The sequence below is a fragment of the Phenylobacterium sp. genome (assembly GCF_030693625.1).
Taxonomy (GTDB): Bacteria; Pseudomonadota; Alphaproteobacteria; order Caulobacterales; family Caulobacteraceae; genus Phenylobacterium; species Phenylobacterium ferrooxidans.
On record NZ_JAUYAF010000073.1, the window covers coordinates 13,689 to 26,526 of the forward strand.

Annotated in this window: 17 protein-coding genes; 15 read left to right on the forward strand and 2 right to left on the reverse strand. The window is 68.8% G+C overall.

Going from position 1 to position 12,838, the window contains the following annotated elements; genetic code table 11:
- The first annotated feature begins 93 nt into the window (after positions 1–93).
- A complete protein-coding gene (locus Q8N10_RS16720) occupies positions 94–1,512 on the forward strand; it encodes an aminotransferase class V-fold PLP-dependent enzyme (RefSeq protein WP_304783554.1) in 1,419 nt (472 codons plus the stop codon).
- Here the strand turns inward: Q8N10_RS16720 and Q8N10_RS16725 are convergent.
- Entirely contained in the window at positions 1,509–2,315 is an 807-nt protein-coding gene (locus Q8N10_RS16725) for an acyl-CoA thioesterase II (RefSeq protein ID WP_304783557.1), read from the reverse strand. The two genes, Q8N10_RS16720 and Q8N10_RS16725, sit on opposite strands and share 4 nt — an antisense overlap.
- Before the next feature lie 298 nt (positions 2,316–2,613).
- On the opposite strand from Q8N10_RS16725, the gene Q8N10_RS16730 reads away from it, so the two are divergent.
- The 3 genes from Q8N10_RS16730 to Q8N10_RS16740 all read left to right on the forward strand — a co-directional run bounded on the left by Q8N10_RS16730 (position 2,614) and on the right by Q8N10_RS16740 (position 3,895).
- Positions 2,614–2,883, forward strand: a complete 270-nt coding sequence (locus Q8N10_RS16730) for a hypothetical protein (RefSeq protein ID WP_304783561.1) — start codon at positions 2,614–2,616, stop codon at positions 2,881–2,883.
- A gap of 89 nt (positions 2,884–2,972) precedes the next feature.
- A complete protein-coding gene (locus tag Q8N10_RS16735; protein WP_304783563.1) occupies positions 2,973–3,392 on the forward strand; it encodes a hypothetical protein in 420 nt (139 codons plus the stop codon).
- 71 nt (positions 3,393–3,463) lie between these two features.
- Entirely contained in the window at positions 3,464–3,895 is a 432-nt protein-coding gene (locus Q8N10_RS16740; protein ID WP_304783566.1) for a VOC family protein, read from the forward strand.
- Here Q8N10_RS16740 and Q8N10_RS16745 read toward each other — a convergent pair.
- The gene (locus Q8N10_RS16745; protein WP_304783569.1) at positions 3,892–4,323 is read right to left on the reverse strand and encodes a PaaI family thioesterase; all 432 of its coding nucleotides are present in this window, start codon (positions 4,321–4,323) and stop codon (positions 3,892–3,894) included. The two genes, Q8N10_RS16740 and Q8N10_RS16745, sit on opposite strands and share 4 nt — an antisense overlap.
- An 82-nt stretch (positions 4,324–4,405) precedes the next feature.
- Here Q8N10_RS16745 and Q8N10_RS16750 point away from each other — a divergent pair, with 82 nt between their 5' ends.
- The 11 genes from Q8N10_RS16750 to tolB all read left to right on the forward strand — a co-directional run bounded on the left by Q8N10_RS16750 (position 4,406) and on the right by tolB (position 12,722).
- Positions 4,406–5,113 carry a hypothetical protein gene (locus Q8N10_RS16750; RefSeq protein WP_304783573.1) on the forward strand — a complete coding sequence of 236 codons (708 nt, stop codon included), beginning with the start codon at positions 4,406–4,408 and terminating at the stop codon, positions 5,111–5,113.
- Positions 5,114–5,166: 53 nt separating this feature from the next.
- Positions 5,167–5,796 (forward strand): energy transducer TonB, encoded by a 630-nt coding sequence (locus Q8N10_RS16755; protein ID WP_304783575.1) that lies wholly within the window; start codon positions 5,167–5,169, stop codon positions 5,794–5,796.
- Between the two features lie 95 nt (positions 5,797–5,891).
- The gene (ruvC, locus tag Q8N10_RS16760; protein ID WP_304783578.1) at positions 5,892–6,392 is read left to right on the forward strand and encodes a crossover junction endodeoxyribonuclease RuvC; all 501 of its coding nucleotides are present in this window, start codon (positions 5,892–5,894) and stop codon (positions 6,390–6,392) included.
- Positions 6,389–7,003, forward strand: coding sequence for a Holliday junction branch migration protein RuvA (ruvA, locus tag Q8N10_RS16765; protein WP_304783582.1), 615 nt, complete (start codon positions 6,389–6,391; stop codon positions 7,001–7,003). The genes ruvC and ruvA overlap by 4 nt, the downstream gene beginning before the upstream one ends.
- Before the next feature lie 154 nt (positions 7,004–7,157).
- On the forward strand, positions 7,158–8,195 hold the full coding sequence (gene ruvB / locus Q8N10_RS16770; RefSeq protein WP_304783584.1) for a Holliday junction branch migration DNA helicase RuvB: 1,038 nt from the start codon (positions 7,158–7,160) through the stop codon (positions 8,193–8,195).
- A 186-nt stretch (positions 8,196–8,381) separates the two neighbouring features.
- Entirely contained in the window at positions 8,382–8,753 is a 372-nt protein-coding gene (locus tag Q8N10_RS16775; protein ID WP_304783587.1) for a hypothetical protein, read from the forward strand.
- Positions 8,750–9,187, forward strand: a complete 438-nt coding sequence (locus tag Q8N10_RS16780; RefSeq protein WP_304783590.1) for a YbgC/FadM family acyl-CoA thioesterase — start codon at positions 8,750–8,752, stop codon at positions 9,185–9,187. Before Q8N10_RS16775 ends, Q8N10_RS16780 begins: the two co-directional genes overlap by 4 nt.
- Positions 9,188–9,365: 178 nt before the next feature.
- The gene (tolQ, locus tag Q8N10_RS16785; protein WP_304783593.1) at positions 9,366–10,076 is read left to right on the forward strand and encodes a protein TolQ; all 711 of its coding nucleotides are present in this window, start codon (positions 9,366–9,368) and stop codon (positions 10,074–10,076) included.
- Between the two features lie 3 nt (positions 10,077–10,079).
- The gene (locus tag Q8N10_RS16790) at positions 10,080–10,574 is read left to right on the forward strand and encodes an ExbD/TolR family protein (RefSeq protein WP_304783596.1); all 495 of its coding nucleotides are present in this window, start codon (positions 10,080–10,082) and stop codon (positions 10,572–10,574) included.
- 7 nt (positions 10,575–10,581) lie between these two features.
- Entirely contained in the window at positions 10,582–11,403 is an 822-nt protein-coding gene (locus Q8N10_RS16795) for an energy transducer TonB (protein WP_304783598.1), read from the forward strand.
- 23 nt (positions 11,404–11,426) lie between these two features.
- Positions 11,427–12,722: a Tol-Pal system beta propeller repeat protein TolB gene (gene tolB / locus Q8N10_RS16800; protein WP_304783816.1), complete on the forward strand. Its 1,296-nt coding sequence runs from the start codon at positions 11,427–11,429 to the stop codon at positions 12,720–12,722.
- The last annotated feature ends 116 nt before the right edge of the window (positions 12,723–12,838 follow it).

Consider the following 12,838-nt stretch of genomic DNA (forward strand, 5'->3'; position numbering starts at 1 on the left):
GATTCATCCTGGACAAGAAACAGGGTGAACAGCCGTCACCGTATCGGGATTATTGTCCCCGGCCGCCCGCCAAGGCGGCCATGAGGGGGACACATGGCTTCGAAATCCCGCGGCGGGGCGACCAGCCGGCGTGACCTGTTGGCGCGCTCGGGCCTGGCGCTCGGCGCCGCGACCCTCGCGTCCGCCGCCCTGGCCCAGGACAGCGATCAGGTCACCGACCCCGACTTCGCCGACGGCGAGCCGCCTGCGCCTCCCGCTCCGCCGACGACCGCGGCCCCCGCGCCAGGCCCCGTGGACTGGACCTGGGTACGCAACCAGTGGGCCCTGGACTGGGGGGAGGTCGATCTCTCGGCCATGCTGTTCGCCTCCAATCCCAAGCCGGTGCGCGACGCCATCGACCGTCACCGCCGCGCCCTGGACGCCAATCCGGTGCGCTATCTGGAGAAGAACAACCGGCCGCTGCAGAACGCGGCCCGCGCGGCCGCCGGCGCCTATTTCGGCGTGCCGGCCCAGAACATCGCCCTGTGCGAGAGCACCACCTCGGGCATCGGCCTGCTCTACAACGGCCTTGGCCTCCGCTACGGCCAGGAGGTCCTGACCACCACCCACGACTATTACGTCACCCACGAGAGTCTGCGGCTGGCCGCCCTGCGCGGCGGCGCAACGGTGCGCAAGATCAGCCTGTTCGAGCGGGTGGAGACCGTCACCGTCGAGCAGATCGTCGGGCGGATCGTGGCCAATATCGGCCCCCGGACCCGGGTCCTGGCCCTGACCTGGGTCCACTCCTCCACGGGGCTGAAGATGCCCATCCGCGCCATCGCGGACGCGCTGATCCCGATCAACGCCGGCCGCGCGCCCCACGAGAAGGTGTTGTTCTGCGTCGACGGGGTTCATGGCTTCGGCGTGGAAGATGCGAGCCTGCCCCAGCTTGGCTGCGACTTCCTGGTGGCCGGCTGCCACAAGTGGCTGTTCGGGCCGCGCGGCACCGGGGTGATCTTCGGCACTCCCCTGGGGTGGAGCCGGGTGGAGCCCACCGTGCCCAGCTTCCTGGCGGAGGGCGCCTATTCGGCCTGGCTCGGCGGCTATGATCCGGGCCCTTCCACCGGGGCGCGGATGACCCCCGGGGGATTCAAGGCCTTCGAGCAGGTCTGGGCCCTGACCGAGGCCTTCGGCTTTCACCAGCGGGTGGGCAAGACCAATATCCGCAACCGCACCGTCGAGCTGGCGGGCCGCCTGAAGGAGGGCATGGTGCAGATGCCGCACATCCGGCTGCGCACGCCCCGCGACCCCCGGCTGTCGGCGGGCATCGTGGCCTTCGACGTCGACGGGCTGTCGGCCGACGGCGTGTCGCGCCGGCTGCGCCAGTACAGGATCATCGGCTCGGTCTCGCCCTATGCCGAGCGCCACGTCCGCCTGACCCCCAGCTTCCGCAACACGCCCGAGGACGTGGAGTTCGCCCTGAACGCCCTGCACGTGATCCGCGCGGGGTCGCCCTCGCGGGCCCAATCCTAGTCCATCATCCGCACGATCACCGACTGGCTGGCGGTGGCCATCAGTTCTCCATCCTGCGCGAACAGGTTCATGACTCCGTGGGCGAAGCCGCCGTGGATGCCGGTGATCTGGATGTCGCAGAGCACCCATCGGGTGGGCACGATCCGACGAATGCGCAGGGTGTTGTCCAGGCTGTTGCCCCCGCCCTGGCGACCCAGGGCCGCGCCGACGCCCGAGGGCACATAGTCGGCCATGATCGCCAGCATGCTGGCGTCGATGGCGTAGTCCTCCACCGGCTTGATCCACATCACCAGGCGGCCGTCGGCGCTGAGGTCGCCGGTGCGCGGGCCCTCGCCGTAGCGGCCCTTGGCCATCCGCACGTCCAGGCGGCCGTTCAGGTTGTCGCCCTGGTCGCCCCAGAGCACCGAGCGCTCGCAGTCTTCAGGGGCCGGCATGTCGGGCATGGTCACCCACTGGTGCGAGACCGTGCTGGGCCGGGCGCCGAGCGCCGCATTGACCGTGAAGATCTCCTGATCGCCGACGTGGCCGATCACCCGCGCCTGGCTGTTGTACTTGCCCTGCACCGGCACCCAGACATCCAGGTCCACCACCGAGCCCGGCCGGGCGTAGGACAGGTACTGGGCCGTGGCCCAGATCACCGGCCGGGCGCAGGTTCCCTCCATGGCAGCGATGGCGCTGGCCAGGCCAATGCCGCCGTACATGAAGAGGTTGTCGGGCGGTCCCACGCAGACGGCCGGCGTCAGGGGCATGAACCATCGGTGCGGGTTGTGGGTCGATTGCAGGTCGAAGAACAGTTCGGTCATGGCGGGCCGATACGCCGACAACGACCGCCTGTCCTCTGTTTTCAGACGGTGGCGGCGGTGTCATCCTCGCGCCCTGATCGGCGACATCGGCCGGGCGACCGCCAGCTTGGCCTTAACGAGAAGACTGATTATCGGCGCGGCGACACATGGGCTCAAGACCGGTTTTCGCAGGCTACGCTTGCTTTCTGCGCGCCGTTCGGGTGTTTAGCCGCCCTGCCGAGCGCTTCTCCGAACCTGACCCGCGATCCTCCGCGGTGGGCCCGCCGCCTCGCCCCAAAGACCTCAGGAAGACCGCGCCATGCAAAGCTCCACCTCGTTCACCCGTGAAACCGTCCAGCTCGACGGAGAGACCTTCCACGACTGCGATTTCCAGAAGTGCCGCCTGGTCTATTCCGGTGGCGAGGCGCCGGTCTTCAAGGATTGCCGCTTCGACGACTGCGACTGGAAGTTCGAGGAAGGCGCGGCCCGGACCCTCGAGCACATGAAGGCGGTCTGGAACGCGGGCGGCAAGCAGCAGCTCCAGGGCCTGATCAAGGAAATCACCAGCGGCGGGGCCGCCCGGTCGTAATCCGCGTTAGACTGGCGAAGGACTAGCAGGCTCCGGCGCGACGGCCAGCCCGCTTGGGCCCCGCCGAGCGTTCGGCTAGACTTCGCGCCATGAGCACCCTGCGCCGCCTGATCGACCTGCCCGGCATCGCCGACCTGGAATTCGCCTCCGTCATGAAGCCCGCCATGCGCGAGCCGGGCGCCCAGGCCGAGTTTCCGCAACTGGACGAGGTCAGCCGCGCCAACTTCGGCCTGACCCTCGACGAGGCCGACGAGGTGACCCTGCCGGCCGACTGGGACCGGATCGAGCACCAGTCCGAGCGCGACCAGGTCGAAGCTTTCGAGGCCGCCGGCTGGGACGTCACCGACAAGCGGCGGCCGTTGAAGATCCTGCCGCAGTTCAGCTTCCAGATGTTGCTGGCCATCCGCGGCGTGGCCGGCTTCCTGCCCTATCAGGCCGAGGAGGATGTGGAGGCGAAGATGCAATCCTCGCTGGCGGCGGATGCGGCCAAGTTCAGGCGGGACCGTTAGGGCCGGTCACATTTCTATATGGCGGTATGGCCAGCTCAGCTATTCAGGATGAAAACCTGAGAGGAAAACCCATGCCCCGTTCCCCCGACTATCTCGGCGCCACCGGCATCGGGGTCAGCGACCTGGCCCGCTCCACCGACTTCTACACCCGGGTCCTGGGCATGAAGCAGGTTCAGACCTTCAAGCTGGACTATATGGATGAGGTGGTGGTGGCCTTCGAGGGCCGCACGGCTGTGGTGCTGATGCACTATACCGACGGCTCGGAGCGGAATTACAAGGACAACCCGATCAAGCTGGTCTTCTACGTCACCGACCCCAAGGCGGTGAGCGACCGGATCAAGGCCGATGGCCTGACCATCATCCGCGAGCCGGCGCCGATCGCCAGCCTGGGCGGCGCGGTGGTCGGCCTGGCCAAGGACCCCGACGGCTACACCATCGAGCTGCTGCAGGCGCCGCCCCCCAAGAGCGAAGCCCAATCCTCCGCGGCCTCGGCCGGAGCCTAGGCTCTCGGATAGAGAATGATCTGGGTGCAGCGGAAGGCGGCCATCAGCTTGCCGGTGGCGGCGTCCGTCAGGGTCGCGTCCCAGACCTGGGTGGTGCGGCCGCCGTGCAGCATCTGGGCGGTGCAGATCACCGCCCCCTCGCGCAGGGTGCTCATGAAGTTGGCCTTCACCTCGGCGGTGGTGAAGCCGCTCGCGCCCTCCGGCCAGGCCGTGGAGACGCCGTAGGCGCAGAGGATGTCGGCCACCGACAGCAGGCAGCCGGCCAGCAGGAAGCCGGTATGGGCCACCAGGTCGGGCCGCACCTCGAACCGCCCCACCACGCGCCCGTCGGCGACCTCGGTGATGGTCAGCCCCAGATGGCCCGGCAGCTTGCCGTCATTGGCGCGGTTCAGGTCCTCGACGGACGTTCGGTTCGTGGTCTTGGCCATGGTGTTCCCCCTCTCTGGACCCATCTAGCCCAAAGCCGCGGGCCTGTGTCAGGGTCACCTCCGGAAAACGCGTGGAGGGCCGATGGCCGCGATGGATTTGAGCCAGGTGGCCGAGCGTCTCGCCGCGCGGCGGCCGGCGTCGGGGACCTACATCATCGGCGTCACGGGCGCGGTAGCGGCGGGCAAGACCGTGTTCGCGGCCGCCCTGGCCGAGCATCTGGCGGCGGCGGGGCAGAAGGTGGAGCTGGTCTGCACCGACGGGTTCCTGTTCTCCAACGCCCGGCTGGCGGAACTCGACCTGTCGAACCAGAAGGGCTTTCCGCCGTCCTATGACCACGCCGCCCTGCGCGCGGCCCTGGAGAGCGTGCGCCGAGAACCGACCGCGTTCCCCGGCTATTCCCACGTGACCTACGACATCGACCCGGCCCTGGTCCGCACCCTGGATCGGCCTGACATCCTGATCATCGAGGGGCTGAACCTGATCCCCACCCACGGTCCGTCCCTGATCGACAGCCTGATCTATCTGGACGCGCCGGAGTACGATCTGGAGGCCTGGTACACCGCCCGCTTCATGGGTCTGTGGGAAGCCGCCGAGCACGATCCCGGCTCCTTTTACGCCCGCTTCCGCAACATGAGCCGGGCCGAGACCGAGGGCCTGGCCAGGATGGTCTGGGAGAAGGTCAATCTGAAGAACCTCCACGACCACATCCTGCCCGCCCGCGACCAGGCCGACCTGGTGGTGCGCAAGGGGCCGGGGCATCAGATTCTCGCGGTGGAGGCGCGGGGCTAGCGCCAAACCACCTGGGCGTGCAGGATCGGGGCGTTCAAGGTGGAGCTTGTTTGATGTCGCCGATCTTCGCTGCCCTGGCGCTCGCAGCAGGCTCGCCTGCCGCAGCGCCGCCACCCTTTGCGATCGAAGACTGGAAGCGGGTGCCGACGTCCGAAGATCTCGCGCGACGTTATCCGGCCAAGGCCCAGAGCAAGAACATCGATGGCGTCGCCATCATAACCTGTAAGGCGCAGGCTGACGGCACGATGACAGGATGCGCCGTTACCCGGGAATACCCGGCGGGCGAGAACTTCGGCCTGGCCACCCTGGCCCTCGCGCCGCTCTTCCAGCTTAAAACGCCCCACCGGGACGGACAGCCGATCGAGGGGCGTGAGGTCCGGCTCCCCATCCGCTGGGTGCTGCCGGGATCACGGGTCGCGGCGATGCCCAAGATCGACACTCTCGCGGCATGCTATGGCCAGCTTGCCAATCGAGCGGAACAGAACGCCCAGGACGTCGCGGCTTGGCGCGGCTCCCTTTACTGGTATGCGCAGATGATCAACGTCGCCGCGAACCGGTACAGCTCGCCATCGGAACTCGAGGCTTCCATGAGCAAGGCGAGGATGGCGGCGGCGGATGGAACCCTGAAGCCACCTCCAGGCTACGATGTTGACGCCTGCATCAAGAAGCTGCCCAAGCCCTGACCGGCGCCGAGGTCAGGCGGACCAGAACACCCTTCCTTAACCCAGAAGGCCGCTGTATCACCGGAACATATCCCGAACGCGCCTTGAGTCCCGCCATGACCGCCATCCGTATCCTCGGCCTCGATCCGGGTCTTCGCCGCACCGGCTGGGGCGTGATCGAGATCGACGGGGCGCGGCTGACCCACGTTGCCCATGGGGTCATCGCACCGAAGGACAGCCTGCCGTTTTCCGAGCGCCTGCTGGCCCTGTTCGTCGGCATAAGCGACGTCGTCGCCCTGCACAGCCCCCACGAGGCGGCGGTGGAGGAGACCTTCATGAACAACAACGCCGCCTCGGCCCTGAAGCTCGGCCACGCCCGCGCCATGGCCCTGGTGGTCCCGGCCCGCGCCGGCCTGCCGGTCGCGGAATACGCCGCCACGGTGGTGAAGAAGTCGGTGGTGGGCACCGGGTCGGCCGACAAGACCCAGGTGGCCTTCATGATCGCCCGCCTGCTGCCCAAGGCCGGCCCCGCCACCGCCGACGCCGCCGATGCGCTGGCCGTCGCCATCGCCCATGCCCACGCCCGCAAGGCCCGCAGCTTCGGAGCCGCCGCGTGATCGGGCGTCTGCGGGGCCTGGTGGCCGAGGTCGGCGAGGAGGACGCCCTGATCGACGTCGCCGGCGTCGGCTATGTGGTCCGCTGCGGCTCGCGCACGCTCGGCCACCTGCCCGCCATGGGCGAGGAGGCGGTGCTGCACGTCGAGACCCAGTGGTCGGAGGCCACCGGCATGCGGCTCTACGGCTTCCTCGGCCGCGACGAGCGTCGCGCCTTCGTCGTCCTGCAATCCATCCAGGGGGTGGGGCCCAAGGCGGCGCTGGGGGTGCTGGACATTCTGTCGCCGGCCGAGCTGGCCCAGGCCGCCGCCCGCGAGGACAAGGCCGCCGTGGCCCGCGCCAACGGGGTCGGTCCCAAGCTCGCCCTGCGCATCGTCACCGAGCTGAAGGACAAGCCGCTCACCGACGGCCCGGTCGCCGCCTTCCACGCGACAGCCCTCGCGCCCGCCCCACTCGCGCCGTCGGCCACCGGCGAGGCGGTCTCGGCCCTGATGGGGTTAGGCATCGCCGAGGTGAACGCCCGGCGTGTCGTCGAACAGGCCGCCCTGCGCCTGGGGGATGAGGCGACCGTCCAGGCGCTGATCAAGGCCGGTTTGCAGGAGTTGGGGCGTTGAGGACCAATGCCGCCCCTTTCCTCCCCCGTTCACGGGGGAGGGGGACCGGCGCAGCCGGTGGAGGGGGCGGCCCCAAGCTCGGCGCCCAGTCTCGCCCCCTCCACCACGCCTGCGGCGCGGTCCCCCTCCCCCGCTGCGCAGGGGAGGAAAAGGCATGACCCGGCTGGTTTCCGGCGAGGAGGTTCCCATGGAGGGCTCCGACAAGGCGCTGCGTCCGCAGACGCTTTCGGAGTTCGTCGGCCAGGAGCAGGCCAAGGGGAATCTCTCGGTGTTCATCGAGGCCGCCAAGGCCCGCGCCGAGGCCCTGGACCACGTCCTGCTGTTCGGCCCGCCGGGCCTGGGCAAGACCACGCTCGCCCAGATCGTCGCCCGTGAGCTGGGGGTGAACTTCCGCGCCACCAGCGGTCCGGTCCTGGCCAAGGCCGGCGATCTGGCGGCCATCCTGACCAATCTCGAACCGCGCGACGTGCTGTTCATCGACGAGATCCACCGCCTGCCGGCCAATGTGGAGGAAATCCTCTATCCGGCGATGGAGGATCACGTGCTGGACCTGATCATCGGCGACGGCCCCTCGGCCCGTTCGATCCGCATCGACCTGGCGCCCTTCACCCTGGTGGCGGCGACGACGCGGGCGGGCCTGCTGGCCACGCCGCTGCGCGACCGCTTCGGCATCCCCTTGCGCCTGGAGTTCTACACCCACGCAGAGCTGCAGAAGGTGCTGACCCAGGCCGCCCGGAAGATGAACCTGGAGCTGTCGCCGGACGGCGCCCTGGAGATCGCCGCCCGCGCACGCGGCACGCCCCGCGTCGCCGGACGCCTGCTGCGCCGGGTGCGCGACTTCGCCGCCGCCGACGGCGCCACCCTCATTGACCAGAAGGCCGCCGCCAAGGCGCTGGCGCGTCTGGACGTGGACGAAGCCGGGCTGGACGCCCTGGACCGCCGCTACCTGCGCGCCCTGATCGAGAACTATGGCGGCGGGCCGGCCGGGGTGGAGACCCTGGCCTACGCCATCGCCGAGGCCCGCGACGCGGTGGAGGACGTCATCGAGCCCTTCCTGCTGCAGCAGGGCTTCATCCAGCGCACGCCGCGCGGCCGGATGGTCTGCGCCAAGGCCTACACCCACATCGGCCTGACCCCGCCGCCGCAGATCCAGGCGGGCGGACAGCCGGGGCTGTTCGAGGAGGAGTCGTGAAAATCGCCGCTCATCCCGGCGAAGGCCGGGCCTCAGATTCATCTCCGGTGTTCAGCGCCTGATCACGGGCAGCGCCTCGGATATCATCTCAAATGGCCCCGGGGGTTCACCTGGGTCCCGGCCTTCGCCGGGATGAGCGGGCATTGGTTCTCGACCGCCTCGCTCCCGTCGCGGCATAAGGGGCTGATGCGTACCCTTTCCCTGATCCTGCTAGGCGCCGTGCTCTGGTTCCTCGCCGCGGTGTTCCTCCGGCTGGCCATGCCGTGGGGACTGTTCGGCGGCGGGTACACGACGGCCATCCTGTTCGGAATCACCGCCCTGCTGGCGCCGGTGCTGTTGAGCGCCGTGCACCGCCTGACCGCCGGCGGCGAGGCGCCCCGCCTGCGCACCGCGGCCATTATCTGCCTGGTGGGGGCGCTGCTGGGCTCGGTGGCGATGACCTGGTCGCCCGAGCTCTACGCCGCCAACCCCGCCCGCCTGGTGGCGGGCGCAGCCTGGCTGCTGTTCGGGCTCGGCGCGCTCCTCACCTCGGCCATGCTGCAGGACCGAACCCGATGATCGAACCCTCCGCCGGCGAGATCGTCGGCCGTGAGCACCGCCTGCCGGTGCGCATCTACTACGAGGACACCGACTTCACCGGCGTCGTCTACCATGGCCAGTATGTGCGGTTCTTCGAGCGCGGCCGCAGCGATTTCCTGCGGGTGGCGGGCATCGGCCACGCGCAGCTGCTGGACCGCCCGGACCCGGCCGCCTTCACCGTCGTGCGGTTGGAGATCGACTTCAAGGCGCCGGCCCGCATCGACGACGCGCTTCTTGTGCGCACGACCTATGACCGGATGGCCGGACCGCGCCTGTTCATCGACCAGAAGATCACCCGCGGCGAGCAACTGATTGCGCAGGCGATCGTCGAGGCCGCCTGTATCGATCTCGCAGGACGGCCACGAAAACCGCCTAAAGAACTCATAGCGACGCTCCGGCCTCTGTTTTGCTAGAGCGCGATAGCCGAAAGTGAACTTCCGGTTTCGGCGGCCATCGCGCTCCAACCAGGAGTGGGCAGAAATGTTCGTTTCAAAGTGAGACGTACATTTCTGTGGTGGCTTGGCCACAAGTTCGACACTGCGCTGTCCCAAGCCAATCCTGGCCGGACGCTAACCACGGAGCCCAGGCCGCATGGACCCCGCAGTCCCCGCCGCGATCACCCCCGAGACCTTCTCCTTCATCTCCCTTTTCTTGCGCGCCGACTGGGTCGTGAAGAGCGTGATGATCGGCCTGGCCGTGGCCTCGCTCTGGTCCTGGACCGTGATCATCGACAAGTTCTTCCGCTTCAGCGCGCTGAACAGCCAGGCTGACCGGTTCGAGAATCAGGTCTCCTCGGGCCGCAGCCTGGAGGACATCGCCGCCGAGGCCGGCGAGCGGCCCAAGCACGCCCTGCCCCGCATGCTGCAGGGCGCCCTGCGTGAATGGCGCGACGCTCGCGGCAAGGGCCTCTCCACCGACACCCAGGCCGCCTTCCTGATCCAGCGGATCGACCGGGTGCTGGACACCACCATCGCCCGCGAGGCCCAGCGGGTGGAGGACGGCCTCGGCTCGCTGGCCATCGTCGCCACCGCCTCGCCCTTCATCGGCCTGTTCGGCACCGTCTGGGGGATCATGAACGCCTTCCAGGAGATCGCCATCCAGAAGAACACCAACCTCTCGGTGGTCGCCCCCTCCATCGCCGAGGCCCTGTTCGCCACGGCCATCGGCCTGGTGGCCGCCATCCCGGCCTATATCGCCTACAACAAGTTCTCCACCGACGCCTCGCGCTACACCGGCCGCCTCGAGGGCTTCGCCGACGACCTGTCCACCGCCATCCAGCGGCGGCTGGCGGACCGGACCTAGGCCATGGCGATCTCGAGCCACGACGCGTTCTCAGCCTCGGGCGGCGGCGGCCGCCGACGCCGCCGTGGCGGCCGCAGGGGCGCCCTGTCGGAAATCAACGTCACGCCCCTGGTGGACGTGATGCTGGTGCTGCTGATCGTCTTCATGGTGTCGGCGCCCCTGTTGACCGTCGGCGTCCCGGTGGAATTGCCCAAGACCGAGGCCGGCTCCATGCAGGACCAGGCCGAGCCGCTGACCGTCTCCATCCGCGCCGACGGCTCGCTGTTCGTGCAGGAGGAGCCCGTGGCCTTCGCCGGCCTCTCGCCGCGCCTGCGCGCCATGGCCGGCGACACCACCAAGCCGATCTATGTCCGCGCCGACGGCCGGGCCGCCTATTCGGTGGTCGCCCAGGTGATGGCGGCGCTTTCCACCTCCGGCTTCACCTCGATCAACCTGATCACCGACACGGGCGGCCCCTCCTCCGGCGGCGCCCCCGTCCCGGACGCTCCGGCGGGTTGAGGCCGGCATGACGCGCACCGGGTCGGATTTCTCCGCGGCGATGATCGTCTCCGTCCTGCTGCACGGCGGGGTGATCGTGGCCGCCTTGATTTCCTGGCCAAAGGAACCGCCTCAGGTTGGAACCACCGTGCCGGTCAACATCATCTCCAACGCCACCTACACCGACCTGCGCGCCGCCGCCCAGGCCGCCCAGGAGCAGATGGCCACCACCGAGCAGCCCGTCCCCGACGCCCCGCCCGAGGCCGCCATCGAGGCGCCCCTGCCCGAACCGCTGCCCCCGGCTCCCGTCCCCGCGCCGAGCCCCGTCAAGCCCGCGCCGGCGGCGGCCAAGCCCACGGTCGACCCCACCGCCAAGGGCGTCCAGAAACCCGCCGCCAAGCCGCAGAAGGCTCTGGACCTCGACGCCCTTTCGGCCAGCATCGCCAAGTCCCGCCCCGCCGGGGGCAAGTCCTCGTCCGCGGCCAGAGGGCCCACGCGGCAGGAGACCGCCCTCGAGGCCCGCGCCGCGGCCGGCGCCGGCAAGGGGGTCTCGGCCAGCGCGCTGGCGGGCCTGGTCTCGCAGATCGAGCGCCGGTGGAACCCCAACTGCGAGGTCGAGGGCGGCCGTGACGTGCGGGTGCGCGTCACCTTCACCCTCTCGGCCACCGGTCAGGTGGTCGGCGCCGTGGAAGCCGGCGGCCAGGAAACCTCTTCCAATCCCGTGGTCCGGGCCGCCGCAGAACGGGCCATCCGCGCCGTTCGCCAGGCCGCCGCCGACAAGGCCCTGCCCCGTGAAGTCTACGGTCAAGCCTGGGCCCCCACCTTCAACGCCCAGGAAGCCTGCCAATGAGCGCCCTAAAGGAGACCCGCCCGATGCGATTGAAGGCCGTCTGTCTGGCTCTCGCCAGCCTCATGCTTGTCACGGTGTCAGTAGCCACGCCGGCCGCCGCCCAGATCGAGATCAACGTCAACAAGGGCGACGTTCAGCCCCTGCCCATCGCCATCCCCGCCTTTGGCGGAGCCCGCGGCGCCGACATCGCCCAGGTCATCACGGGCAACCTGGAGCGCTCGGGCCTCTTCGCCCCTATCGGTCAGCAGGCCTATATCGAGAAGGGTCTGAACGTGGCCGTCCAGCCGCGCTTCCCCGACTGGAAGGCGATCAACGCCCAGGCCCTGGTCAATGGCCAGGTCACCGTCGAGGGCGGCCGGCTGCGGGTCGATTTCCGCCTCTGGGACATCTTTTCGGAGCAGCAGCTCCTGGGCCTGCAGTTCACCTCCACGCCTGAGAACTGGCGTCGCGTGGCCCACAAGATTTCCGACGCCGTCTATGAGCGGCTGACGGGCGAGAAGGGCTATTTCGACACCCGTATCGTCTTCGTCTCCGAGACCGGGGGTCGCATCAACCGGACCAAGACCCTGGCCATCATGGATCAGGACGGCGCCAATCCCAGCTACCTGACCGACGGCTCCTACATCGTCATGTCGCCGCGCTTCTCGGCCACCAGCCAGGAGATCACCTACATGACCCTGCGGCCGGAGGGTTCGGCCATCTACCTGTTCAACCTGGAGACCGCCCGGCGCGAAAGCATCGGCCAGTTCCCGGGCATGGTCTATGCGCCGCGCTTCTCGCCGGACGGCGGCCGGGTGGCCTTCTCCGTGGAGCGGGGCGGCAACAGCGACATCTATGTGATGAACCTCAAGAGCCGCAGCTCGGCGCGCCTGACCTCCGACCCCGGCATCGACACCTCGGCCTCGTTCTCGCCCGACGGGACCAAGATCGTCTTCAACTCCGACCGCGGCGGCCAGCCCCAGCTCTACATCATGAATTCCGACGGCTCAGGCGTCCGTCGCATTTCTTACGGATCGGGCCGCTATACGACCCCGGTCTGGAGCCCGGTGGGGGACTTCATCGCCTTCACCAAGCAGACCGGCGGGGAGTTCCACATCGGGGTCATGCGTCCGGACGGTTCGGATGAGCGGCTTTTGACCACCAGCTATCTCGACGAAAGCCCCACCTGGGCGCCGAACGGGCGCGTGCTGATGTTCAGCCGTGAAACGCCAGGCGGACCTCCGCGTTTGTGGACGGTGGATGTAACAGGTCGGATCCTGCGGCCGGCGCCCTATCCGGGCTCTGGCTCAGACCCAGCCTGGTCTCCGCTGCTCAACTGACGAGAGAATTCAGGTGTAACGTTTGCATAGTGGCGGTCATTTGAAATGTCCGTCACACGGAAATGCAGGTACAGTTTAGTGAATGGCGCGGTTGGCGCCGGCGAAACCCAGCTTAA